The following is a 22,076-nucleotide window of genomic DNA, read 5'->3' as shown; positions in this document are numbered from 1 at the left end:
GCGCCTTCCGGTCAGCGCTTGCGGGCAGAGCGGTTACCATCGGGGAGCTGGATCGAACCGCCGATCAACATTGGAGAGTGAGCCTGTAGATGGCTACGGATTATGACGCGCCGCGAAAAGCGGAAGAGGACACCGGAACTGCTTCCATCGAGGAGCTCCAGGCCCGGCGTACTGACAAACAGTCAGCGATTGTGGACGTAGACGAATCTGAAGCGGCCGAAGCATTCGAATTGCCGGGTGCGGACCTCTCCGGGGAAGAACTGCTGGTGCGGGTGGTCCCGGCCCAGGACGACGAATTCACCTGTGGTTCCTGCTTCCTGGTGCGCCACCGGTCCCAGTTCGCCGTGGAAAAAAACGGCACCAAATACTGCAAGGACTGCGAGGGCTGAGTCCTCTGCCCGGCCCCCCCGGCTGCCGCCCGCAACCACCGCCGCCCCGGACGCTCCTGGTGCGGCGGTTGTGGTTAACGCACCGGTGTGATTTTGTCACTTGCATGGTAAATGCCGTCCTCCTGGCAGCGGGAGCCGGGGCCAGGCTGGGCCTGGGCCCCAAAGCGCTGCTGCCCTACAAGGGCCGTCCCCTGATTGAACACCTCGCCGCCGCGCTGCGGGAGGGCGGCTGTTCGCGCGTCATCGTTGTCCTGGGCGCCGAATCCCGCCGGGTGAAGTCTGCTGCGGACCTCTCCGGCACCCTCCCGCTCACCAATTCTGAGTGGGAAACCGGGATGGGTTCCTCTTTCCGGGCCGGCGTGGCGGAAGCGCTGCGCCTGGCACCGCAGGAACCCGTCCTGGTGGCGCTGGCCGATCAGCCCGGCCTCACCTCCACGACTGTTGCCCGAATGCTTGCACATGCGCAGCCGGCGCGCGTCTCCTGCGCCGGCTACCGGCTGCCCGGCGGCGGAATGCGCCGCGGGCACCCGGTGCTGTTTGCTCCGCAACTCGCCCGTGCTGCCGCAGCCACCGCCCTGGGCGACGCCGGTGCGCGCGCCTTTCTGGCGGCGCACCCCGGTCTTGTGGATCTGGTGGACTGCGGCTCCGAGCTGGATGGACGTGACATCGACACCCCGGCGGACCTGGCGCTGCTGGAGCCGGGCAGCGGAAACGAATCCGGAGCCTAAGCCGTGCAGGGCCCGGGTGCGCTTGCGGATCGGGTAGAGTGGTGCGTTCGTAGGGGAGTATCCTTCCACGCTGTAGTTCGTCAACACGTAGGGCACCGATGCCCAGCCGGGGACAGCGGGTGGCCAGAGGCCGCCGGAGAGACTTACGCCCATTTGGCATACCCTACGAAAGCAGAGATTCCATGACGGTTTCCCCTTTGGTCTGGGGAGTGACGATCATCGTCATCCTCGGCCTCCTGGCCTTCGACTATTTCTTCCACATCCGCAAGGCGCACATCCCCACCCTCAAAGAGGCTGCCATCTGGTCTGCCATCTACGTGGGTCTGGCAATCATTTTCGGCATCCTGGTCCTGGTCTTTGGCGGGCCCGTTGCCGGCACCGAGTACTTCGCGGGCTACATCACGGAAAAAGCCCTCTCGGTGGACAACCTCTTTGTCTTCCTGATCATCATGGCGAGCTTCCGGGTGCCGCGTGAGGACCAGCAGAAGGTGCTGCTCTTCGGCATTGTCTTCGCCCTGATCGCGCGGACCGGCTTCATCTTCCTGGGCGCGGCCCTGATCAACTCCTTCTCCTGGATCTTCTACATCTTCGGCCTGATCCTGCTGATCACCGCCGGGAACCTGCTGAAGCCCGAGGGGGAGAAGGACGAGGCCAACAACTTCATCATCCGGATCGCCAAGCGTGTGCTGCCCACCACGGACCACTACGACGGCGACAAGCTGTTCACCATTGAGAACGGCAAGAAGGTCCTGACCCCGATGCTGCTGGTGATGATAGCCATCGGCGGAACCGACATCCTCTTCGCACTGGATTCGATTCCGGCAATCTTCGGCCTGACGCAGAGCACCTTCATTGTCTTCACGGCCACGGCCTTCTCCCTGATGGGGCTGCGCCAGCTCTACTTCCTGATCGACGGGCTGCTGGACCGCCTGATCTACCTGTCCATCGGCCTGGCCGCGATCCTCGCGTTCATCGGCGTGAAGCTGGTCCTCCATGCCCTGCATGAGAACACCCTGTGGTTCATCAACGACGGCGAGCACGTCCAGGTTGTGGAAATCAGCACCGGGCTTTCCCTCAGCGTCATCGTCGGCATCCTGGTGGTCACCATCATCGCTTCCCTGGTGAGCCCGGCAGGCAAGGCCCAGACCGCGGTCAACAATGCCCGCCGCCATGCCAACGCCTACCTGGATCTCTCTTACACCTCGGACGACGCAGAGCGGGAGCGGATCTACACGGCTCTCTGCGAGGAAGAGCGGGAGATCGAACAGATGGACAAGAAATACCGGGACAAGGTCAAGGACATCGAGGACATCCGTTCAGAGGTTGCCCGGGCCCACGAGGAACACGCCCGCTACACCAGTAAGTAGCCACTCACCTAGGCAGGGCCAGCCGCAGCTTTCCAGCTGCGGCTGGCCCTTTTCCGTGCGCCGCCGCGGAGCGCTCGCTGCAACCCTGGCCGCGTCCAGCCTGTTGCTGGTTACGGCCTGCGGCGGAGCAGAGTCCGACGCCGACGCCGCTGCTTCCGCGCGTGGAACGCCTCGTCTCAGCACTGGAAGCGGCGCTGAAGCGGCGCACCGGCACCTGACGCAGGCGCTGCCCCCTCCGGGGACCGGCGGAGCGTCCGCTCCAGCAGGTACCCGGAGAGCAGCGCCCCCAGGCCGCCGGCGGCAAGATCGCCCATGGTGTCCTGATAGCCGACGTTGATGGTCTGGTCCACAAAGGTATGGCCCCACCATTCAGCGAACTCCCAGAGCACGCTGAGGGCCAGGCCCAGGGCGGTGACGACGGCGGTGACTATGAAGGGCAGATGCCGGCCGTTGGACCGGGCAGTGACTGCACCAAAGGCAGCCAGCAGGTACCAGGCCATCACGGCGAGGGCACCGGCCGCCGCGAAGTGCACGGCAAGGTCCCACCAGCTGATCCGTGCGTAGAGGTCCAATACGCTGCTCCAGGCTGCCACCAGCAGGGTCAGCCCATACAGCGAGGAGAACAGCGGCGCCGCTGGCAGCGCGCGGGAGACCAGCAGTCCCAGGGCCACGAGGGCAAACAGTGCAGCTTCCACCGGCCCGTACCAGAGCAGGGCGGCCAGCAGACTGGCCGCGCCCAGGGCACGGACCGCGTCCGACACCAGCTCCGCGCTGCCGGCTGGACGCCGGAGGAGGGAATCGATCATGCATTTACGGTATCCGAGCCCGTACCGGCAGGCACAGCATCCGTTAGCCGCAGCGGCCGCCCGTTGCGCTGCCGCCAGCGGATGCCCCGTAAAATCTGGTGCATGCCTTCCTCACCGCAGCCCGGCGTCAGCGTTGTTATTCCCTGCCTGAACGACGCCTCGGCGCTGGAAGGGTGCCTCGCCTCCCTCGCGGCGCAGTCACGGCAGCCGGCAGAAATTGTGGTGGTGGACAACAACAGCACCGACAACAGCGCCGACGTGGCAGCCCGTTTCGGTGCCCGCGTGATCCGCGAACTGCGCCCGGGCATCCCGGCGGCGGCAGCAGCGGGCTACGACGCGGCGAAGGCGGAGATTATTGCGCGCTGTGACGCTGACTGCATCCTGCCGCCCGATTGGGTGGAACGCATCGAGGCACGGTTTGCGGACGAACCGGAGCTTTCCGTGCTCAGCGGCCCGGGCAGGTTCTACGGGTTTCCGGGCTGGCTCGGCCCGGTGATCACCTGGCTGTACCTGGGCTCCTACTACCAGGCGATGCGCCTGGCGCTGGCCCACCGTCCGCTCTTCGGATCGAACCTGGCCCTCCGGGCCGCCGTCTGGACGTCCGTCCGTGCCAGCGTTCATACCGATGATGCGGAACAGCACGACGACGTCTGCCTCAGTGCCCATGTGGGCCTGGACTACCGGTGCGGATGGGACCGGTCCCTGGTGGTGGGCATGGCTCCCCGGGCCGTGAGTGGCGGGGCGAACCTGCGCCGGCGTTTCCGCCGGGCGTTCCATACCCTGGCCGTGCACTGGCGCGAGGAAGCTCCTTGGGAGCGCTGGGTCAGGCGTCTCCGGGGTACAGCAGGGGAAGCTGCAGCACCAGCCAGGGGCTGAACGCCCACGGTGTCAGGCGCACCGCCTGCACCAGTTCCGCCGGATCAGTCCAGGTCCAGTCCATGACCTCATCGGCTGCCGGCACCGGATCCGCTTCGGCCACGGCGGTGAAGACGGGGCAGATCTCGTTCTCGACGATGCCGGAGGCGTCCACCGCGCGGTAGCGGAAATCCGGCACCGCGACGGCGATGTCCCGCAGCTGCAGGCCCAGCTCACGCTGGGCGCGGCGCACCACGGCGTCCTGGTTGCTTTCGCCGGGGCCCGGGTGGCCGCAGAAGGAATTGGTCCAGACTCCCGGCCAGGTCAGTTTCCCCAGCGCCCGGCGCGTCACGAGGATGCGGCCGTCCGGGGAGTAAACATGCGTGGAAAAGGCCAGGTGGAGCGGTGTCTCCGTTGTATGCACCAAATATTTGTCTGCGGTACCTACCTTTTGGCCCTCGTTATCGACGAGAATGACCTCTTCCCGGCGTTGCGGCATTTCTTCCCCTAACGATCAGAGTGTTTACTTTATGCATGGACACAGAACACTTGCTTGACGAGGTAACTGCGCATCAGCAGGTGGAACATGTCCTGGATGGGTTCTTTGCCGCGGCCAAGGATCGCGCCGGGCGTATCAGTCCCAGCTACCTTAGCCTTTGGGAGACGCTCGAAAAATCCACTGCAGGCGGCAAGCGGCTGCGCCCCCGGATCGTGATGACCGCCTACACCCACCTCGGCGGACGGGACCTGGTGTCCGCGGCGCGGGTTGGCGCGGCCTTCGAGCTGCTGCACACGGCGCTGATCGTGCACGACGACGTGATTGACCTCGACTTCGTCCGCCGCGGACAGGACAACGTTCCCGGGGTGTACCGCCGGCGGGCCGAAGCCTCGGGGGAAGCGCCGGATGCGGCCCGGCACCGGGGGCTCTCCGTAGGAATCATTGCCGGAGACCTGGCCCTCAGCGGAGCGTTCCGCATGCTGGACTCCGTCACCACGGATCCCTTCACCCGGGACACACTGGCCGGCATCCTGGACGAGGCGGTCTTCGCCTCGGCGGCCGGTGAGCTGATCGACGTCGATTTCTCCTTCCAGCCGGGTGCTCCGCCGGTTGGCGACATCCTTGACATGGAACGGCTGAAGACGGCTGTGTACTCCTTCGAGGCACCATTGCGGGCCGGAGCCGTGCTGGCCGGAGCCGGGCCCGACGCCGTCGCTGCCCTGGGCCGGTTCGGCCGGGACACCGGCATCGCCTACCAGGTGGTGGATGACCTGCTGGGCGTCTTCGGCAATGAAAGCGCCACCGGAAAGTCCAGCATGGGGGACCTGCGGGAAGGCAAGCGCACGGTGCTGATCGCCTATGCCGCCCAGTCACCCCGCTGGGCAGAGCTGTCCGGCATCATTGGACGGCCGGACATGGGAGTGGCCGACGCCGAGCGGGCCAGGGAAATCCTGGTGGACTGCGGAGCCCGGGATTACGCCCGGAACCTCGCGGCGGACTACGCCGCCAGTGCCCGCAGCCACCTGGACTGCGCGGAAGTTCCGGCCGGGCTCGCAGCGATGCTCGACGCCGTCGTCTCCTCCTCCGTGAACCGGGGCCGGTGAGCATGGCGCACGAAACCGGACTCCGCCTCTACAACCGGGCTGCCATGGAAACCGCCGCAGTGATGATCAAGGCCTACTCGACGTCGTTCGGGCTGGCGTCGCGGCTGCTCCTGCCCCAGACCCGGCGGCAGATCGAAACGATCTATGCCCTGGTCCGCCTTGCCGACGAAATTGTCGACGGCGTCGCATCTGCCGCTGACATCCCTCCCGCCCAGATCCGGGGCCTGCTCGACGGTCTGGAAGCGGAAACTGCAGCGGCCATGCGCACCGGCTACAGCGTGAACCTGGTGGTCCATGCGTTTGCCCTGACCGCCCGCCGGACGGGTATCGGCACGGACTTGACCGAACCGTTCTTCCGCTCGATGCGCGCGGACCTGGACCGGGTGGAGCACACCCAGGCATCCTTCGACGATTATGTGTACGGTTCCGCCGAAGTTGTGGGGCTGATGTGCCTGCAGTGTTTCCTGGACGGCCGGGAGGTGCCTGCAGACGAGGAGAAGCGACTCCGGGAAGGCGCCCAGCGGCTGGGGGCGGCGTTCCAGAAGGTGAACTTCCTGCGTGATCTGGCGGAGGACTTCGAGGCCCTGGGCCGCAGCTATTTCCCAGGGGTCACGGTGGACGCATTCTCAGAGGCAGACAAGCACCGGCTCCTGGACGACATCGAAGCGGACCTGTTGGTCTCCGGGGCGGCAATTGCCGGGCTTCCCCGGGAATGCCGCGCAGCCGTGGCCCTGGCCCAGGAACTCTTCGCCGAACTGGCCCGCCGGCTGCGCCGCACTCCTGCTTCGGCGCTGCGCACCACCAGGATCCGGGTGCCGAACCCGGTTAAGGTCCGGCTCGCAGCCGAAGCAGTCCTCACCCACGGCGTGCGCCGCACCGCACGGGCCCTGTCCGCACCCGACGCCGAGAGGGCGCCATGATCCGTACCATCAGGTCCAGCCGGAAGAGTCCCGGCCACGGGACAAAGCGCAGCAGCACAACGCAGCCCCGCACCGCCGTCGTGATCGGTGCGGGCATCACCGGCATCGCCACCGCCGCGCTGCTGGCCCGCGAAGGCTTGGACGTGACCGTCCTTGAAAAGAACGGGAGCATCGGCGGGCGGACCGGGAGCTGGGAGGCAGACGGCTTCCGGTTCGACACCGGCCCCTCCTGGTACCTGATGCCCGAGGTGTTTGACCACTTCTTCCGGCTGCTGGGCACCAGCGCCGCGGAGCAGCTGGACCTGGTGCAGCTGGATCCGGGGTACCGGGTCTACTTCGAAGACGAGCGCAGCCCGGTGGACATCCAGGCCACCCGGGAGAAGAACATTGCCCTGTTCGAATCTCTGGAACCCGGCGCCGGTGCCAAGCTGGCCGCATACCTCGATTCGGCGGAGGAGGTGTACGGCATGGCGAAAAAACGATTCCTCTACAGCACCTTCGCTTCCTTCACCCCTTTGCTCCGCCGCGACGTGCTGGCCCGCGGACCGCGGCTGGCCCGGCTGCTGCTGCAGCCGTTGAGCAGCTTCGTGGCGAAACGCTTCACGGACCCGCGGCTGCGGCAGGTTCTCGGTTACCCGGCGGTGTTCCTGGGTTCCTCGCCGTTTATCACGCCCAGCATGTACCACCTCATGAGCCACCTGGATCTCGCCGACGGAGTGCTTTACCCGCAGGGCGGCTTCTCCCGGATCATCACCGCGATGGCTGACCTGGCGGAAGCAGAAGGCGTTAAGGTGCTGCTTAACGCCAACGCCACCTCGATCCGCACCACTCCCGGCACCGGGAAACCCCGGGCTACGGGAGTCCAGTACACCGATGCCGCCGGTTCCAGTGTGCTGCTGGCGGCGGACCTGGTCGTTTCCGCCGCCGACCTGCACCACACCGAGACGGCGATGCTGCCGGCAGAACTGCAGACCTATCCGGAGAAGTACTGGGAGCGCCGGGTACCGGGACCGGGGGGAATCCTGCTGCACCTGGGAGTGAAGGGGGAACTGCCGCAGCTGCTGCACCACACGCTGCTCTTCACCCGGGACTGGGAAGCGAACTTCGAGAAGATATTCGGAACGGACACCCAGGTACCGGACCCGGCCTCGCTGTATGTCTGCAAACCCAGCGCCACTGACGCCGGTGCCGCCCCCGCCGGGCACGAGAACCTGTTTGTCCTGGTACCCGTTCCCTCCGACCCAGCGCTTGGCTCCGGCGGAATCAACGGCACCGGGGATCCGGGCCTGGAGTCACTGGCCGACTCCGTGATTGATCAGATCGCCGTCTGGGCGGACATCCCCGACCTCGCTGAACGCATTACCCTGCGCCGCACGGTCGGTCCGGGGGACTTCAGCGCGGACTTCAACTCGTGGCGGGGGACCCTGCTGGGCCCCGCGCACGTGCTGAAGCAGAGCGCCTTCTTCCGCGGGTCCAATGCCAGCCGGAAGGTGGACGGACTGCTCTATGCGGGCGGGTCCACCCTCCCCGGCATCGGCCTGCCCATGTGCCTGATCAGTGCCGAACTGGTGCTGAAACGGCTGCGCGGCGAGACCGGCACCGAAGCCCTGCCCGAGCCGGTTCCCGGGGCCCGTATTCCCGGGGCCCGCACCGCGGACGGCGCAGCCTGATGGGTGCGCTCTACCTGCTGTGCCTGCTGGCCTCGATCGGCTGCATGGTCCTGCTCGACCATCGCTTCCGGCTGTTCTTCTTCGCTGCTCCCTGGCGGGCCGCCGTCGTGCTCGGGACGGGCCTGGTGTTTTTCCTGATCTGGGACCTTTATGGAATCGGCCTGGACATCTTCTACCGGGGGGAGACCCGGTTCATGCTCGGCGTGGAACTGGCACCGCACCTCCCGCTCGAAGAAGCATTTTTCCTCGCTTTCCTCTGTTACCTGACCATGGTGCTCTACGGCCTGATCCGGGTCCTGGGCCTGCATCTGGCCGCCCGGTCCCGCAGCGGGAAGCTGCGCAGCTCAGACGGGGTGCAGCGGTGACGTACTGGCTCCTGAACCTCTGCTTCCTGGTGCCTGCCGCACTGGTGCTCGCCGCCGCACTGATCCGCCGGCGCAGGAGAAGCCGCAGCAACCGGGCTTTCCTCGCCACGCTGGGCGCCTCCGCCGCCGTCCTGCTCCTCCTGACCGCCGTCTTCGATAACCTGATGATCACCGCCGGTCTCTTTGGCTACAATCCGGATCGGATCTCCGGGGCCTTCCTCGGGCTCGCGCCGCTGGAGGACTTCGCCTATCCGCTGGCTGCCGTCCTGCTGCTGCCGGCCCTGTGGGAACTGCTCGGTTCCGGCAAACCCCTTCGGGAGGAAAACCCATGAGCGTGCCCGCCGTCAGGACCCCCGGATCCACTCTGCGGATGCTGCTGGTCGCTTCCCGGCCGCTGTCCTGGGTGAACACCGCCTATCCGTTCGCCGCGGCCTACCTGCTGACGGCCGGGCAGATCGACCTGACCTGGATCATCGGCACACTGTACTTCCTGGTGCCGTACAACCTGGCGATGTACGGCATCAACGATGTTTTCGACTACGAGTCGGACCTGCGGAACCCGCGCAAGGGCGGGGTGGAAGGTGCGCTGCTGGACCGCAGCTTCCACCGGGTCACGCTGCTGGCCGCCATAGGGTCCAACGTGCCGTTCCTCGTGGTGCTGGTGCTGCTGGGCTCCCCGCTCTCCTGGCTGGTGCTGGCGGTGAGCGTGTTCGCCGTCGTTGCCTACAGCGCTCCCGGACTCCGGTTCAAGGAACGGCCGTTCCTGGACTCCGTCACCTCCAGCACGCACTTCGTCTCCCCGGCCCTCTATGCGCTGGTGCTGGCCGGTGCGGACTTCACCTCCGGGCTGTGGGCTGTGCTGGGTGCGTTTTTCCTGTGGGGGATGGCCAGCCAGGCCTTTGGCGCAGTCCAGGATGTGCTGCCGGACCGGGAAGGCGGGATCTCCTCGATTGCCACCGTCCTGGGAGCCCGGGCCGTGGTCTGGTTCGCCGCCGCAGCCTACCTGGCCGCCGGGCTGCTGATGCTCCTGGCCTCGTGGCCGGCCCTGCTCGGCTCGCTGCTGGCAGTGCCGTACCTGCTGAACCTGCTGCCCTTCCTCTCGATCACCGATGAAGGCTCGGAGCAGGCCAACGCCGGCTGGAAGCGGTTCCTGAAACTGAACTTCCTCACCGGGTTCCTGGTGACCATGCTGCTCATTTGGTACTGGCCCTCGCGCTAGCGGACAGCCCCGCGGTTAACGACAAAGCGGCCGGACCCCAGGACGGGGTCCGGCCGCTTTGCGCGTCAGGCGCGCAGATTACTCCGCGACGCCCACGTACTCGGCCTGCTCGTTGGCCGTGGTCTCACCGGCGGCGAGGCTGGCACGCAGCTTCGCGCCGAGGTCCGGATCAACATTCGTCCAGTACTGGATGGCAGCTTCGCGGATGTGCGGGCGCTGCACACCGGAAACGGCACCGGTGATGGTCTCCAGGAAACGCTCCTTGGCGGCGTCATCGAAGACCTCGCGGTAGAGCGTTCCGGCCTGGCCGAAGTCGCTGTCCTCGGAGTGCAGGGTGGCGGCGGAACGCACCAGCGCGCCGTCGTCTTCCCAGCTGCCTTCGCCGGCGAGGCCCTGGTCGGCAACCGGGCCACCCAGGGTGTTCGGGGCGTAGACCGGGGTCTCCGGGGAGTTGAAGAAGTGGCGCTGGGAGCCATCCTGCGAGTAGTTGTGAACCGGTGCCTTCGGTGCGTTGACCGGCAGCTGGTTGTAGTTGGTGCCAACGCGGTAGCGCTGGGCATCCGGGTAGGAGAAGATGCGGGCCATCAGCATCTTGTCCGGGCTGGCGCCGATGCCGGGAACCGGGTTCGCGGGAGACAGGGCAACCTGCTCGATCTGCGCGAAGAAGTTCTCCGGGTTGCGGTTCAGCGTGTGCGTACCGACCTTGATCAGCGGGTAATCCGCGTGCGGCCAGACCTTGGTCAGGTCGAACGGGTTGAACCGGTAGGTCTTGGCGTCTTCGTACGGCATGACCTGAACGTGCAGGTCCCAGGACGGGAAGTTGCCGGCAGCAATGTTCTCGTACAGATCGCGGCGGTAGTAATCAGCGTCTGCGCCGGCGATCTTCTCAGCCTCGGCACCCGTGATCTCATGGTTGCCCTGGTTGGAGGTGAAGTGGTACTTCACCCAGAAGCGCTCACCGGCAGCGTTGATCCACTGGTAGGTGTGCGAGCCGAAGCCGGGCATTTCACGCCAGGAACGCGGCAGGCCGCGGTCGCCCATCAGGTAGGTCACCTGGTGTGCGGACTCGGGGGAGTTGGTCCAGAAGTCCCACTGCATGTCGGCGTCGCGCAGGCCGGAACCCGGAAGGCGCTTCTGCGAGTGGATGAAGTCGGGGAACTTGATGCCGTCGCGGATGAAGAACACCGGGGTGTTGTTGCCGACGATGTCGTAGTTGCCCTCGGAGGTGTAGAAACGCATGGCGAAGCCACGCACGTCGCGCCAGGTGTCGGGCGAGCCCATTTCGCCGGCAACCGAGGAGAACCGCTGCACGGTCTCGGTGGTGGTGCCGGGCTGGAAAACAGCCGCACGGGTGTACTTGGACACGTCTTCGGTGACGGTGAATTCGCCGAACGCGCCGCCGCCCTTGGCGTGCACGATGCGCTCCGGGATCCGCTCCCGGTTGAACTGGGCCAGCTTCTCGACCAGGTAGCGGTCGTGGAGGACAACCGCGCCGTCAGCACCGGTGCTCAGCGAGTGTGCGTCACTGGCAACCGGAGTGCCGGTCTGGGTAGTGGTGAAGTTCGACATTCTCTCTCTTTCTTGTGGATGAACTGGTAAGTCGATGGGTCAGGAAGTCTTTGCTGCGCTGTCCGGGCCGGCGTCCGCTGCCTTGGCTGCACAGTCTGCGCAGAGGCCCTGGTACAGGACATCGGCGATCTGGATGCTCATGCCGTGGGTGTCGCTCGGGGTCAGGCAGGGTGCATGCCCGACGGCGCAGTCCACGTCCTCGATCCGCCCGCAGCCGGTGCAGATCGCGTGGTGGTGGTTGTCATCCACTCGGGTTTCGTAGCGCGCCGGCGAATGCGGCGGCTCGATCCGGCGGAGGAGCCCGGTCTCGGTCAGGTCGGCCAGGACTACGTACACGGACTGCAGGCTAATGTCCGGAAGGGTGGCCCGGACTGTGGCCACGACGTCATCCGCTCCGGCGTGCGGAGCGGAGTCGACGGCCTCCAGCACTGCCAGGCGCTGCTTGGTCACCCGGCGTCCGTGTGCGCGCAACTCGGCCGACCACTTGTCAGTGGCCGCCGCTGAGGCTGCTGGGGAAGTCATGACCTAGAGCATACTCCCTTATTCTGACTAGTTCATAATAAGGGCAGCCTAAGCTGGCGTTAGGGTGGTGGTACCGGCAGCACGGGCTGCCGTCCGGAAGGAGTCAGAATGCCCGGAACGGGGTCACAAACACACGCGCAGACCCAGGTGCAGCGCCTGCAGATTGCGGAGTGCGACGTCGGACTGCGCAGCTCCGGCACTGCGGGCCCGGATGTAGTCCTGATCCACGGTATCGGCGCTTCGGCACGCTACTTCGAGCGGCTGGCCCGGGAGCTGTCCGTAGACAACAGGGTGCATTGTGTTGAGCTGCCTGGGCACGGCGGCCTGCCGCGCCCGCCGCGGGCCCTGTCCATGGCAGCCTATGGCGGCGTCGTCATCCAGGCGCTGCAGGCCGCCGGAATCAGCCGGGCCCAGCTGGTGGGGCATTCCATGGGCTGCCAGGTCACGGTGGAGGCCGCACTCCAGGCTCCTGACCTGGTGTCGTCGGTGCTGCTGTTGGCGCCCACCGTCAATCGGGCTGAGCATGCCGCCGTGCTGCAGGCCCTCCGCCTGGCCCAGGACACGCTGCACGAGAGCCTCGACGTCAACCGGATCGTGTTCACCGACTACCTTCGCGCCGGGCCGCGGTGGTACCTCGAGACGCTGCGGCAGATGATGGAGCACCGCCTGGAGGAACGCCTGGCACTGGTCGCCCCGCCCGTCGGAGTGGTCCGCGGTGCCAAGGACCCGATTGTGCCGGCTTCCTGGCTGGCCCGGCTGGAGCAGGCCCGGCCCGGAACCCTGCTTGGTGAAATTCCGGAATCGCCGCACGTGTTGATGTGGAACCGTCCGGTTGAAACCGCTGCGTGGGTGCGCAGGATGGGGGAGGCAGGGGCGTGAGCCGGCAGGCTGGGCACGGATCCCGCCTGGGTGCCCGGCTGCGTCGGCGGCTGGGATTCGCTGCCGCCTGGGCCGCCGATTACGCCTACGTTGCCCGTTGGCAGATCCAGGGGTTCCTGGCTCCCGCTAATCCGGCGGTCTATCTGCGGCCGTCCCAGGGTGCTGAGCCGCGTGAGCCGGTGATCCTGATCCCCGGGGTGTACGAGAACTGGCAGTTCCTGCGCCCGCTGGCCGAGTATCTGGCCGGCCGGGGGTATGCCGTTCACGCGGTCCAGGCCCTCGGCTACAACCGGGGCACCGTGGACGAAATGACCCTGCGGGTGGAGGCCTATCTGCGGCGGCTGGGCATTGAACGCGCTGCCATCGTTGCGCACAGCAAGGGCGGACTCATTGGGAAACAGCTCATGCTGGGCCCCGAGGGCCACCGGATCAGCCACCTCGTGGCCATCAATACCCCGTTTGCCGGGTCCCCCTACGCCCGGTTGTTCCTGGTTCCCTCCATCCGCGCCTTCTCCCCGCGGGACCGGCACCTGCGCGGGCTGCAGGCGAATCTCCAGGCCAACTCACGCATCACGTCGATATATGCGTCCTTCGATCCGCACATACCCGGCGGCAGCCGGCTTGAGGGGGCACGCAACATCGTCCTGGACGCCATGGGCCATTTCCGCCCGGTGGGGGACCCGGCGCTGCACCGGATCGTGTCCGAGGAACTGGGCCGCGAGCCGCTGTCTACTGGGAGCTGATCCTCCTGGGCCGCCGATGGTCCCGTTGGCCGTCCGGCTACGAAGCCCCGCGGGCCAGGGCCTGCCCGACGGCGGCTTCCGCGCCTGCAGTCCAAGGCTCGCCGTGGCCGGTCAGCAGAACGTCCGCGCCGGTCGCTGCCAGGGCGTGCAGCGACGCGAGCGCGGTGGAGCTGTCTGCCGTCGCTGCGCCGGAGACGATCTGCGGACCCCGGTGTCCGGTATACGGGTTGAACGTCACAATCGAGTCACCGGCAATCAAGGCACCCCGGCCAGGAAAGTGCAGGGCCACGTGCCCCGCGGTGTGCCCCGGGGTGTGCAGGAGTTCCGGGCTGCCGGGGAGGTCTGTTCCGCTGTCCGGGCCCAGTTCCAGGACGTCCGCCACACCCCGGACCAGCAGGGCTCCGGCCATGGTCATGGCTCCGAGTGAACGAAGCGATCCGGGGAAGCGCAGCGGATAAGCCCACCGACTGCGTTCGTGAGCGTACCGGTAGGGGTGCGCTGCTATGTAATGGTCTGCCGGATGCGCCAGCACGGGGGCCCGGAACTCGGACCGCAGCTTGGCGGCGGTGCCGGTGTGGTCGAAGTGGCCGTGCGTCAGGACAATGGCGCTGACCGATCCCGGTCCGTAGCCCAGCGACCGGACGGCGCCGGAGATGGCGTGGTGGGCGGCCGGCAGCCCGCTGTCTACGATCATGACCGAACCGTTGTCCTCCACGAGATAGACGTTTGTGAAGGCATGTTCCACCAGATGGATACCGTCGGCTACATTGCGGGTCAGCATGGGTGCGCCTCCTAGGATGCGACAACAGGCCACCAGATTACCGTAAGCATGCTTTGTATTCCGCCTGGAATAGTTTGGACCGGCACCGCGCGTCCTGCGGTAGCATCGGGACAACATTTGGGTACGGCAACCGGGGGACAACACGTGATGGCCATGTCAGGGATCGGCGCGCTCTTTTTCATTCTGTACGTATTGGTGGTGGCCGCGCTGGCTGTCCTGGTGGTGTGGGCACTGGTGCTGCTGATCATCTTCCTGCGGCTGCGGATTGCCGAGCTGCGGCGCCTGCAGACCGGTGCGGACCCCGCCGGCAGCACGGACCCCGCCGGCACCGCCGGCCCGTAGCCGAGGCCTTCCCTCTCCCCGCATCTGGGACGGGGGTGCGGCCGGACGTAACCAGGCGGGGTCCGTGCGGCAACTCACCTAGACTGCTCTGGTGCCAAGACTGCTAGCTGACCTGACCCCGCTGCGTGAAAGTCCGGAATACCGCCGGCTGTGGACGGGGACGGCGCTCTCGGCAGTCGGCACCCAGCTCACCCTGGTTGCGGTGAGCCTGGAAGTCTATGACCTGACCCAGTCCAGCCTCTACGTCGGTATGCTCGGCGTGGTCGGGCTGCTGCCGCTGGTCCTTGCCGGCCTCTATGGCGGATCCGTGGTGGATGCTTATGACCGGCGCAAGGTTGCGCTCTTCTCCGCAGTGATCCTGTGGGTCACCACAATCGGCATCGCCGCACAGGCCTGGTTCGGGGTGGGCAACGTCTGGCTGCTGTTTGCGCTCATAGCGGTCAACTCCGGTGCGGCGGGGCTGAATCACCCCGCCCGCAGCGCCATCATTCCGCGGTTGGTCCGGCCCGAACTGCTGCCGGCAGCAAACGCCCTGAGCATGATCACCTTTGGCCTCGCCATGACGGCAGGGCCGCTCCTTGCCGGGGTGCTGGTGGGCCAGGTGGGCTACGGCTGGACCTACACGATCGACGTCGTCACCTTCACTTTCGCCATGTGGGCGCTGTACCGGCTGCCGCCCATGCCGCCGGAAGGGGAAGTCCAGAAAGCCGGCCTGAAATCGGTCCTGGCTGGTTTCGCCTTCCTGGGCACCCGCCCCAACATCCGCATGACGTTCATCGTTGACCTGGCCGCAATGGTGCTGGCCCAGCCTCGGGCACTGCTCCCGGCCATCGGGGCGCTGATGCTTGGCGGCGGAGCGGAAACCGTCGGCATCCTGCTTGCCGCGGTGGCGGCCGGGTCCCTTCTGGCCGGCCTCTTCTCCGGTCCGCTGGGCCTGGTGCGGCGGCAGGGGCTGGCAGTGATGTGGTCGGTGGTTGCCTGGGGCCTTTCCGTGGCAGCGTTTGGTGCCGTGGTGGTGATGGCAGGAGAGCACGACGGCGGCGGCGTCTCTCCCTGGCTGCTTCCGGCAGCGCTCGCCATGGGGGTGGCCGGTGTGGCGGACTCGATCAGCGGTGTCTTCCGGTCAACGATCCTGCAGTCCGCTACTCCGGATGCCATGCGGGGGCGGCTGCAGGGAGTTTTCGTGGTGGTCGTCGCCGGCGGTCCGCGGCTGGGGGACCTGGTGTCCGGTCTGGATGCTTCTTTCCTGGGCGAAGGCTGGGCAGCTGTGGCCGGGGGACTGGCCTGCGTTGCCGCCGTCGCCGTCCTGGCCAAAGTGCAGCCGGGGTTCGCCCGTTATGACGCCCGCAACCCGGTGCCGTAGGCACAGTATCCCTGCATTGGCGCGGAACAGTGTGGCACGCTTGAGCGTTAAAGCCTTACAGAAACGTACTGAAACGTAACGCGGAAGGTCTTGGACCGGCTGGCCTGAGGGGCGGCGGGGCCTTCCGCCCAGGAAGGATCGGATACACGTGCACCAACATTTCAACGGTTTGAAGACTGCGGCCCTTTTCGGGGTGCTCTTCGCCGTGCTGCTGGCCATCGGCGGCCTGCTTTCCAGCGGCACGGGCAACTCGTCGTTCATCTGGATATTCCTGCTGATCGGCCTCGCAACCACGGCCTACAGCTACTGGAACAGTGACAAGCTGGCCATCCGGGCCATGCATGCCGTTCCGGTCACCGAGGCGCAGGCACCGGAAATGTACCGGATTGTCCGCGAGCTTTCAGCGAAGGCCAACCAGCCGATGCCGCGGCTGTACATTTCCCCCACGATGGCCCCGAATGCCTTCGCCACCGGACGCAACCCGAAAAATGCTGCGGTCTGCTGCACCCAGGGCATTCTGCAGCTGCTCAATGAGCGCGAACTGCGCGGCGTGCTGGGCCATGAGCTGATGCACGTCTACAACCGGGACATCCTGACTTCCTCGGTTGCCGGCGCGATTGCCGGTGTGATCACCTCCCTGGGCCAGTTCCTGCTCTTCTTCGGCGGCGGCGACCGCCGCAACGCCAACCCGCTGGCCATGATCGCGATGGCGATCCTCGCACCGCTGGCCGCCAGCCTGGTCCAGATGGCCATTGGCCGCACCCGGGAGTACGACGCCGACGAAGACGGCGCAAAGCTCACTGACGACCCGCTGGCGCTCGCCTCCGCGCTGCGCAAGCTGGAGTCCGGAACCCAGCAGGCACCGCTGCCCAACAGCGACCAGAAGCTGGTCAACGCCTCCCACCTGATGATCGCCAACCCCTTCCGCAACGGCGTCAAGGGTCTGCTGGCCACCCACCCGCCGATGGCGGACCGCATCCGCCGGCTGGAGAACATGGCCGGCCGCCCGCTCGGTTCCTAACCAGGCACCCCACTAGCAGCGCTGCCGGACCAGGCAGCGCCCAGCAGGAAAGGAAGGCGGATCGGTGCGCTTGATCCTCGTGCGGCACGGCCAGACGCCGTCCAACATTGAACGGCTCCTGGACACGGAGGCGCCCGGGCCCGGGCTCACCGAACTGGGACTGGCCCAGGCAGCGTCTCTGCCGCAGGCACTGGGACACGAGCAGGTGAGCGCGGTCTTCGCGTCCAACCTCATCCGTACGCAGCTCACGGCCGAGCCGCTGGCAAACGCGCTGGCCCAGCCGGTCGAAGTGCGGGACGGACTGCGGGAAATCTCCGCCGGAGACCTGGAAATGCGGGGGGATCCGGAGTCCATCCGCTCGTACCTGCAGACCGTGTACGCGTGGGTGAACGGCGACCTCTCCGTGTCCATGCCCGGCGGCCCGGACGGCGCGGAAACGCTGGGCCGGTTCGACGAGGTGGTCGCGGAACTGCACCGCGCCGGCCACCAGGTGCCTGTGATTTTCAGCCACGGGGCGATCATCCGGGCCTGGGCCACCTCCCGGGCCCACAACGTTGGGCCGGACTTCATCATCCACAACGCCCTGAGCAACACGGGCATCGTGGTGCTGGAATCCCGGAGGCGCCCTGAAGCACACGGCCATTCCTGGGAACTGCTGACCTGGATGGGTGAAGCGGTCGGCGGCGCTGCCCTGCAGGATTCCGGCACCGACGGACCCGCAGCGGACGACGTCGAACTGACGCCGTAGCCCAGCCCTGCAGACGACGACGGCAGCGCCTGCCCCGAGGGTTGTACCACCGGGGCGCCGCCGCCGTCGTTAATCAGCCGTTATTCCGGCGTGAAGCCGCCCGTGCGGGCGGAAGGCTAGCGGAAGTTGATGAACTGAAGGTCGACGTCGAGGTCCGCGCCCTTGAGCAGCGCCATCGTGGCCTGCAGATCATCACGGGACTTGGAGCTGACCCGCAGCTCGTCGCCCTGGATCTGGGACTTGACGCCCTTGGGCCCCTCGTCGCGGATCAGCTTGTTGATCTTCTTGGCCTGGTCCTGGGCGATCCCTTCCTTCATGGTGCCCTCAATCCGGTATTCCTTGCCGGAAGCGTAAGGCTCGCCGTCGTCGAAGGACTTCAGCGAGATGCCCCGCTTCACCAGCTTGGACTGGAAAACGTCCAGCACTGCCTTGACCCGGTCTTCGGAGTTGGCCTTCATCAGGATCTTCTCGCCGCTGAAATCGATCTCCGCGCCAACACCCTTGAAGTCGTAGCGCTGGGCGATTTCCTTCTGTGCCTGGTTCAGGGCGTTGGCGACTTCCTGCTTGTCGATCTTGCTAACGACGTCGAATGTCGACTCACTGGCCATGGTGGCTCCTTGGTAGTTCGGTTGTTCCTGCCCACCAGCCTAATAGGTGGGCTGCGCCCGCGGGCAGTCCAGTGTTCACAGCGCGCGTCCAGCCGGTATGCACCGCTCTCACATTCGGCCGGGAAAAGGTGAAGGCATGAACAAGGAGAACACCGATCCCACCCAGCCTGTGCCGGCTCCTGCAACTTCATCCTGGTTCAACGGAGTCCGCTTCCGCACCGCCGCGGCGTCCTCTGTCCTCGCCGCGGTTTCCGTCACGGGAATTGGCGCCTCAGCCGCCCAGGCACGTGAACCGGAGACCGGCAGCTTCTCATTCCCCGCAGGCAGCCAGGCCGGGACAGCGGCTGCCACGGACACGGCTGCAGCTATCAGCACTGTGCGGGTTCCCAGCAGCGAGGAGCGTCTGGCCGGAGTGCGGCGGGACCTCGCCAACGCCGTTTCCTGGGGGAGCGTAACGGCGGATCAGGCGGAGCGTTTTTACGCCCAGATCAGTGCCCGGATCGCCCGCGGACTGTGACTCCGGAGCCCGATTCGTATCTGGGGAGAATTTTCTGTAAAGTTGTCTTGCCCGCGGTTACCGCGGACAAAGTCTTCGCAAGAAGGCCTTCGGCAGATTACCCGAGCGGCCAAAGGGGGCTGACTGTAAATCAGCTGGCAATGCCTACGGGGGTTCGAATCCCTCATCTGCCACCGAAGAAAAACCCGTTCCAGCCAGTGGCTGGGACGGGTTTTTCGCTGTCCGGAAACTTTGGGCGGGCTGATTCCGCCCAGGCCAAAAAGTTGGCCGGAAAAGTCACCCGTTCGGGCACGTCCCGGCGCCCCAATTGGCTAGGCAGTCTAGTCTTCTTAACCATGAACGAGGACACGGCACTGGATCCCCTGGCCGAAGAATTCCGGGAGGCACTGCGTGAAGCAGTATTCCTTGTGCGCCACATGGACACCGAGTTCGGCCTCACCAGCAACCAGCTTGGCACCCTGCGGATGGTATCCGGGGACGGTATGCGGGTCAGCGACATTGCCCGCAACCTCGGCGTCAAGGTGCCCAGTGCCACTGAGCAGATCATCCGGCTGGAACACGCCGGACTGGTCCGGCGCACACAGGATCCGGACGATTCGAGGGGAGTCCGGGTGACGCTAACCCCCGACGGCGAGCACAAACTCGTGGGAGAAACCGCCCGTCGCGCTGCCCTGATGGCCAGCCTGCTGGCGCAGCTGGCGGAAACGGAACGGGAGACGCTGCGCCAGGCCCTGCCTGTCATCGCCAAAGTGACCAGGATGGGTTTTTCGTCCGTCGGCTAGCCTGGCGCTTCACCGCTGAGCGAACAATTGCAGACATCGCCGCGGGGGACCGATAGCGTTGAAGCTATGGCAACTATTGACATCACCGAGGCAACGTTCCCTGAGACCATTGAGGACAACGACATTGTGTTCGTTGACTTCTGGGCTGATTGGTGCGGCCCGTGCAAGCAGTTCGCACCGGTTTACGACGCCGTCTCGCAGCAGCACGAGGACATCACCTTTGCGAAGGTGGACACCGAAGCCGAGCAGGGGCTCGCCGCTGCCGCAGGAATCACCTCGATCCCTACACTGATGGCCTTCCGCGAAAAGGTCCTGGTCTTCTCCCAGCCTGGCGCCCTCAACGCCAACCAGTTCAGCGAACTGGTTGAAGCGGTGAAGGGCCTGGACATGAAGGCCGTCCACGAGCAGATTGCCGCCCAGGAAAAGGGCCAGGCTGCTGCCGGCCAGGACGGCCAGGCCAACTAGCGCGCTCGTTCCGCCCGGCTTTTAGCGACGGGGAGTTCCTCCACACCGGAGGGGCTCCCCGTTGTTGGTTAAGCTGCGGGGTGACGGTGGGTGGCGGCGGGCTGGTGGTCCCCCAGAGCATAAAAGACCCGTCGTGACCTCTCCGGCCCTGGTCTGGAACATCCGGCGGCCCATGGCGACACGCGTTCCCACTCTATGTAGTCTCCTGTGGCAGATGAGGTCACACCAGTCACTCCACACAACAAACGGTGGGAACCCGTGTCGGGCCGGAACCCGGACAGCGGTAGGGAACCCTGCGCCGTGCAGGCTGGCTCGTGGCTCGTGGCTCGTGGCTCCTGGCTGACCCGCCGTAAAGAAACGCGGGGGAACCCATGCTCCCTCACACGGTTGGCTGAGATGCCCGGAATTTTCACTCCTAGCCGTGTTGGAGCTTCCGTTGTAGGCTCTGAGCTCCCGGGGGGAGTAGGCAGCCTTGGGCTGCCTGCCGGGAGTACCAGTCAATGAAGACCCAGGTAACAAGGCGAGGAATATACATGAGCGGCAATCGAGCAATTGCATATATCGAACCCGGTGTCGTGGAAGTCCAGGACATCGACTATCCCACTTTCGAACTCAAGGACGGTCCGGGCGTTAACCCGGCCAACGTGGGCCGGAAACTGCCCCACGCGGCCATCCTGAAAGTAGTAACCACCAATATCTGCGGTTCGGACCAGCACATGGTCCGTGGCCGCACTACTGCGCCGCCAAACCTGATTCTGGGCCATGAGATCACCGGAGAGGTCGTGGAGACCGGCCCCGGCGTCGAGTTCATTAAGGTTGGCGACCTGGTGTCGGTGCCTTTCAATATTTCGTGCGGCCGCTGTAAAAACTGCAAGGAACGCAAAACCGGAGTCTGCCTGAATGTGAATCCGGACCGGCCCGGCAGTGCCTATGGGTACGTGGACATGGGCGGTTGGGTCGGCGGGCAGGCCGAGTACGCACTGGTGCCGTACGCGGACTGGAACCTGCTGAAGTTCCCGGACAAGGACCAGGCGATGGAGAAGATCATGGACCTGACCATGCTCTCCGACATTTTCCCGACGGGGTATCACGGTGCCATCACCTCCGGCGTGCGGACCGGTTCCACGGTCTACATTGCCGGCGCGGGTCCCGTGGGCCTCGCGGCCGCCGCGAGCGCGCAGCTGCTCGGCGCCGCCGTCGTCATAGTGGGGGACCTCAATGAAGACCGGCTGGCCCAGGCCCGCAGCTTCGGCTGCGAGACGGTGGACATTTCCAAGGGCGATCCGAGGGACCAGATTGAGCAGCTGCTCGGTGTTCCCGAGGTGGACTGCGGTGTGGACGCCGTGGGCTTCGAGGCCCGCGGCCACGGGCACGGCTCAGGTACGGAAGCGCCGGCGACCGTGCTCAACTCGCTTATGGACGTCACCGCGGCCGGCGGCGCCCTGGGCATCCCGGGCCTCTACGTTACGGGAGATCCGGGTGGAGTCGACGAAGCCGCCAAGGTGGGGTCCCTGTCCCTGAGCCTGGGCACCGGCTGGGCGAAGTCCCTGTCCTTCACCACCGGCCAGTGCCCGGTGATGAAGTACAACCGGGACCTGATGATGGCCATCCTCAATGACAAGGTCCAGATCGCCAAGGCCGTCAACGCCACGGCCATCAACCTGGACGGAGCACCGGAGGCCTACCGCGAGTTCGACTCGGGCGCCGCCCGCAAGTACGTGATTGACCCGCACGGGGTGACCGGGGCGAACGCTAACTAGCGCCCGGCACCTTCGGCGCCGGTCCGGACGGCCAATCCTTACGGCCGGTCCGGAC

Annotated in this window: 26 protein-coding genes and 1 tRNA gene; 21 read left to right on the top strand and 6 right to left on the bottom strand. The window is 66.1% G+C overall.

From position 1 onward, the window contains the following. Window positions 1–89: 89 nt before the first annotated feature. The 3 genes from ArtHe_RS11135 to ArtHe_RS11125 all read left to right on the top strand — a co-directional run bounded on the left by ArtHe_RS11135 (window position 90) and on the right by ArtHe_RS11125 (window position 2,484). On the top strand, window positions 90–389 hold the full coding sequence (locus ArtHe_RS11135) for a DUF4193 domain-containing protein (protein WP_248316837.1): 300 nt from the start codon (window positions 90–92) through the stop codon (window positions 387–389). Between the two features lie 104 nt (window positions 390–493). After that, complete coding sequence (locus ArtHe_RS11130) at window positions 494–1,117, top strand: nucleotidyltransferase family protein (protein ID WP_248316835.1); 624 nt, start codon at window positions 494–496, stop codon at window positions 1,115–1,117. Between the two features lie 182 nt (window positions 1,118–1,299). Beyond that, entirely contained in the window at window positions 1,300–2,484 is a 1,185-nt protein-coding gene (locus ArtHe_RS11125) for a TerC family protein (protein ID WP_066296227.1), read from the top strand. A 176-nt stretch (window positions 2,485–2,660) separates the two neighbouring features. Here ArtHe_RS11125 and ArtHe_RS11120 read toward each other — a convergent pair whose 3' ends face one another. After that, window positions 2,661–3,290: a hypothetical protein gene (locus tag ArtHe_RS11120; RefSeq protein ID WP_248316834.1), complete on the bottom strand. Its 630-nt coding sequence runs from the start codon at window positions 3,288–3,290 to the stop codon at window positions 2,661–2,663. A gap of 102 nt (window positions 3,291–3,392) precedes the next feature. On the opposite strand from ArtHe_RS11120, the gene ArtHe_RS11115 reads away from it, so the two are divergent. Beyond that, window positions 3,393–4,166 carry a glycosyltransferase family 2 protein gene (locus tag ArtHe_RS11115; protein WP_248316832.1) on the top strand — a complete coding sequence of 258 codons (774 nt, stop codon included), beginning with the start codon at window positions 3,393–3,395 and terminating at the stop codon, window positions 4,164–4,166. Here ArtHe_RS11115 and idi read toward each other — a convergent pair. Then, window positions 4,114–4,644: an isopentenyl-diphosphate Delta-isomerase gene (idi, locus tag ArtHe_RS11110; protein ID WP_248316829.1), complete on the bottom strand. Its 531-nt coding sequence runs from the start codon at window positions 4,642–4,644 to the stop codon at window positions 4,114–4,116. The genes ArtHe_RS11115 and idi overlap by 53 nt on opposite strands. A gap of 50 nt (window positions 4,645–4,694) precedes the next feature. Between idi and ArtHe_RS11105 the strand changes: the two genes are divergently transcribed. Genes ArtHe_RS11105 through ArtHe_RS11080 form a run of 6 tightly spaced genes read left to right on the top strand, consistent with a single transcriptional unit; the run spans window position 4,695 to window position 9,921 of the window. Continuing rightward, complete coding sequence (locus ArtHe_RS11105) at window positions 4,695–5,747, top strand: polyprenyl synthetase family protein (protein ID WP_248316818.1); 1,053 nt, start codon at window positions 4,695–4,697, stop codon at window positions 5,745–5,747. A gap of 2 nt (window positions 5,748–5,749) precedes the next feature. Then, window positions 5,750–6,667 (top strand): squalene/phytoene synthase family protein, encoded by a 918-nt coding sequence (locus tag ArtHe_RS11100; RefSeq protein WP_248316817.1) that lies wholly within the window; start codon window positions 5,750–5,752, stop codon window positions 6,665–6,667. After that, the gene (gene crtI / locus ArtHe_RS11095; protein WP_248316816.1) at window positions 6,664–8,337 is read left to right on the top strand and encodes a phytoene desaturase family protein; all 1,674 of its coding nucleotides are present in this window, start codon (window positions 6,664–6,666) and stop codon (window positions 8,335–8,337) included. The genes ArtHe_RS11100 and crtI overlap by 4 nt, the downstream gene beginning before the upstream one ends. After that, window positions 8,337–8,702 carry a lycopene cyclase domain-containing protein gene (locus tag ArtHe_RS11090; RefSeq protein ID WP_248316815.1) on the top strand — a complete coding sequence of 122 codons (366 nt, stop codon included), beginning with the start codon at window positions 8,337–8,339 and terminating at the stop codon, window positions 8,700–8,702. The genes crtI and ArtHe_RS11090 overlap by 1 nt, the downstream gene beginning before the upstream one ends. Continuing rightward, complete coding sequence (locus tag ArtHe_RS11085) at window positions 8,699–9,034, top strand: lycopene cyclase domain-containing protein (protein ID WP_248316814.1); 336 nt, start codon at window positions 8,699–8,701, stop codon at window positions 9,032–9,034. The genes ArtHe_RS11090 and ArtHe_RS11085 overlap by 4 nt, the downstream gene beginning before the upstream one ends. Beyond that, window positions 9,031–9,921, top strand: coding sequence for a prenyltransferase (locus ArtHe_RS11080; protein WP_248316813.1), 891 nt, complete (start codon window positions 9,031–9,033; stop codon window positions 9,919–9,921). Before ArtHe_RS11085 ends, ArtHe_RS11080 begins: the two co-directional genes overlap by 4 nt. A gap of 78 nt (window positions 9,922–9,999) precedes the next feature. On the opposite strand, the gene ArtHe_RS11075 is transcribed toward ArtHe_RS11080, so the two are convergent. Together ArtHe_RS11075 and ArtHe_RS11070 are read right to left on the bottom strand one after the other, a co-directional pair. Beyond that, a complete protein-coding gene (locus ArtHe_RS11075; RefSeq protein ID WP_248316812.1) occupies window positions 10,000–11,490 on the bottom strand; it encodes a catalase in 1,491 nt (496 codons plus the stop codon). Window positions 11,491–11,529: 39 nt separating this feature from the next. Continuing rightward, window positions 11,530–12,012, bottom strand: a complete 483-nt coding sequence (locus ArtHe_RS11070; protein ID WP_248316811.1) for a transcriptional repressor — start codon at window positions 12,010–12,012, stop codon at window positions 11,530–11,532. A 108-nt stretch (window positions 12,013–12,120) separates the two neighbouring features. On the opposite strand from ArtHe_RS11070, the gene ArtHe_RS11065 reads away from it, so the two are divergent. Then, window positions 12,121–12,891, top strand: coding sequence for an alpha/beta hydrolase (locus ArtHe_RS11065; protein ID WP_248316810.1), 771 nt, complete (start codon window positions 12,121–12,123; stop codon window positions 12,889–12,891). Next, on the top strand, window positions 12,888–13,634 hold the full coding sequence (locus tag ArtHe_RS11060) for an alpha/beta fold hydrolase (RefSeq protein WP_248316809.1): 747 nt from the start codon (window positions 12,888–12,890) through the stop codon (window positions 13,632–13,634). Before ArtHe_RS11065 ends, ArtHe_RS11060 begins: the two co-directional genes overlap by 4 nt. Window positions 13,635–13,671: 37 nt before the next feature. Here ArtHe_RS11060 and ArtHe_RS11055 read toward each other — a convergent pair whose 3' ends face one another. Beyond that, a complete protein-coding gene (locus ArtHe_RS11055; protein WP_248316808.1) occupies window positions 13,672–14,415 on the bottom strand; it encodes an MBL fold metallo-hydrolase in 744 nt (247 codons plus the stop codon). A 144-nt stretch (window positions 14,416–14,559) separates the two neighbouring features. Between ArtHe_RS11055 and ArtHe_RS11050 the strand changes: the two genes are divergently transcribed. The 4 genes from ArtHe_RS11050 (at window position 14,560) to ArtHe_RS11035 (ending at window position 17,889) form a co-directional block, all read left to right on the top strand. Next, entirely contained in the window at window positions 14,560–14,757 is a 198-nt protein-coding gene (locus ArtHe_RS11050) for a hypothetical protein (protein ID WP_248316807.1), read from the top strand. 91 nt (window positions 14,758–14,848) lie between these two features. Beyond that, window positions 14,849–16,120 carry an MFS transporter gene (locus ArtHe_RS11045; protein ID WP_248316806.1) on the top strand — a complete coding sequence of 424 codons (1,272 nt, stop codon included), beginning with the start codon at window positions 14,849–14,851 and terminating at the stop codon, window positions 16,118–16,120. A gap of 148 nt (window positions 16,121–16,268) precedes the next feature. Further along, entirely contained in the window at window positions 16,269–17,141 is an 873-nt protein-coding gene (gene htpX, locus ArtHe_RS11040; protein WP_066296181.1) for a zinc metalloprotease HtpX, read from the top strand. A 64-nt stretch (window positions 17,142–17,205) separates the two neighbouring features. Then, complete coding sequence (locus ArtHe_RS11035; protein ID WP_248316805.1) at window positions 17,206–17,889, top strand: histidine phosphatase family protein; 684 nt, start codon at window positions 17,206–17,208, stop codon at window positions 17,887–17,889. Window positions 17,890–18,005: 116 nt separating this feature from the next. Here the strand turns inward: ArtHe_RS11035 and ArtHe_RS11030 are convergent, their stop codons facing one another. Continuing rightward, window positions 18,006–18,497, bottom strand: a complete 492-nt coding sequence (locus ArtHe_RS11030; protein ID WP_191747349.1) for a YajQ family cyclic di-GMP-binding protein — start codon at window positions 18,495–18,497, stop codon at window positions 18,006–18,008. A 136-nt stretch (window positions 18,498–18,633) separates the two neighbouring features. Between ArtHe_RS11030 and ArtHe_RS11025 the strand changes: the two genes are divergently transcribed. The 5 genes from ArtHe_RS11025 (at window position 18,634) to fdhA (ending at window position 22,021) form a co-directional block, all read left to right on the top strand. Further along, the gene (locus ArtHe_RS11025; protein ID WP_248316804.1) at window positions 18,634–19,014 is read left to right on the top strand and encodes a hypothetical protein; all 381 of its coding nucleotides are present in this window, start codon (window positions 18,634–18,636) and stop codon (window positions 19,012–19,014) included. 91 nt (window positions 19,015–19,105) lie between these two features. Beyond that, window positions 19,106–19,187 (top strand) — tRNA-Tyr (locus ArtHe_RS11020). 162 nt (window positions 19,188–19,349) lie between these two features. After that, entirely contained in the window at window positions 19,350–19,796 is a 447-nt protein-coding gene (locus ArtHe_RS11015) for a MarR family transcriptional regulator (RefSeq protein WP_248316803.1), read from the top strand. A gap of 66 nt (window positions 19,797–19,862) precedes the next feature. Then, on the top strand, window positions 19,863–20,261 hold the full coding sequence (gene trxA, locus ArtHe_RS11010) for a thioredoxin (protein WP_248316802.1): 399 nt from the start codon (window positions 19,863–19,865) through the stop codon (window positions 20,259–20,261). A gap of 533 nt (window positions 20,262–20,794) precedes the next feature. Then, on the top strand, window positions 20,795–22,021 hold the full coding sequence (gene fdhA, locus ArtHe_RS11005; RefSeq protein ID WP_066296174.1) for a formaldehyde dehydrogenase, glutathione-independent: 1,227 nt from the start codon (window positions 20,795–20,797) through the stop codon (window positions 22,019–22,021). Window positions 22,022–22,076: the final 55 nt, after the last annotated feature.

The organism is Arthrobacter sp. Helios (assembly GCF_023167125.1).
Taxonomy (GTDB): domain Bacteria; phylum Actinomycetota; class Actinomycetes; order Actinomycetales; family Micrococcaceae; genus Arthrobacter_B; species Arthrobacter_B luteolus.
This window is presented reverse-complemented; position numbering and strand designations above follow the sequence as displayed.

Coding starts and splice junctions, on each gene's coding strand:
- ArtHe_RS11135 (WP_248316837.1), top strand. CDS start 90: ATGGCTACGGATTATGACGCGCCGCGAAAAGCGGAAGAGGACACCGGA.
- ArtHe_RS11130 (WP_248316835.1), top strand. CDS start 494: ATGGTAAATGCCGTCCTCCTGGCAGCGGGAGCCGGGGCCAGGCTGGGC.
- ArtHe_RS11125 (WP_066296227.1), top strand. CDS start 1,300: ATGACGGTTTCCCCTTTGGTCTGGGGAGTGACGATCATCGTCATCCTC.
- ArtHe_RS11120 (WP_248316834.1), bottom strand. CDS start 3,290: ATGATCGATTCCCTCCTCCGGCGTCCAGCCGGCAGCGCGGAGCTGGTG.
- ArtHe_RS11115 (WP_248316832.1), top strand. CDS start 3,393: ATGCCTTCCTCACCGCAGCCCGGCGTCAGCGTTGTTATTCCCTGCCTG.
- idi (WP_248316829.1), bottom strand. CDS start 4,644: ATGCCGCAACGCCGGGAAGAGGTCATTCTCGTCGATAACGAGGGCCAA.
- ArtHe_RS11100 (WP_248316817.1), top strand. CDS start 5,750: ATGGCGCACGAAACCGGACTCCGCCTCTACAACCGGGCTGCCATGGAA.
- crtI (WP_248316816.1), top strand. CDS start 6,664: ATGATCCGTACCATCAGGTCCAGCCGGAAGAGTCCCGGCCACGGGACA.
- ArtHe_RS11090 (WP_248316815.1), top strand. CDS start 8,337: ATGGGTGCGCTCTACCTGCTGTGCCTGCTGGCCTCGATCGGCTGCATG.
- ArtHe_RS11080 (WP_248316813.1), top strand. CDS start 9,031: ATGAGCGTGCCCGCCGTCAGGACCCCCGGATCCACTCTGCGGATGCTG.
- ArtHe_RS11075 (WP_248316812.1), bottom strand. CDS start 11,490: ATGTCGAACTTCACCACTACCCAGACCGGCACTCCGGTTGCCAGTGAC.
- ArtHe_RS11070 (WP_248316811.1), bottom strand. CDS start 12,012: ATGACTTCCCCAGCAGCCTCAGCGGCGGCCACTGACAAGTGGTCGGCC.
- ArtHe_RS11065 (WP_248316810.1), top strand. CDS start 12,121: ATGCCCGGAACGGGGTCACAAACACACGCGCAGACCCAGGTGCAGCGC.
- ArtHe_RS11055 (WP_248316808.1), bottom strand. CDS start 14,415: ATGCTGACCCGCAATGTAGCCGACGGTATCCATCTGGTGGAACATGCC.
- ArtHe_RS11030 (WP_191747349.1), bottom strand. CDS start 18,497: ATGGCCAGTGAGTCGACATTCGACGTCGTTAGCAAGATCGACAAGCAG.
- ArtHe_RS11025 (WP_248316804.1), top strand. CDS start 18,634: ATGAACAAGGAGAACACCGATCCCACCCAGCCTGTGCCGGCTCCTGCA.
- ArtHe_RS11015 (WP_248316803.1), top strand. CDS start 19,350: ATGAACGAGGACACGGCACTGGATCCCCTGGCCGAAGAATTCCGGGAG.
- trxA (WP_248316802.1), top strand. CDS start 19,863: ATGGCAACTATTGACATCACCGAGGCAACGTTCCCTGAGACCATTGAG.
- fdhA (WP_066296174.1), top strand. CDS start 20,795: ATGAGCGGCAATCGAGCAATTGCATATATCGAACCCGGTGTCGTGGAA.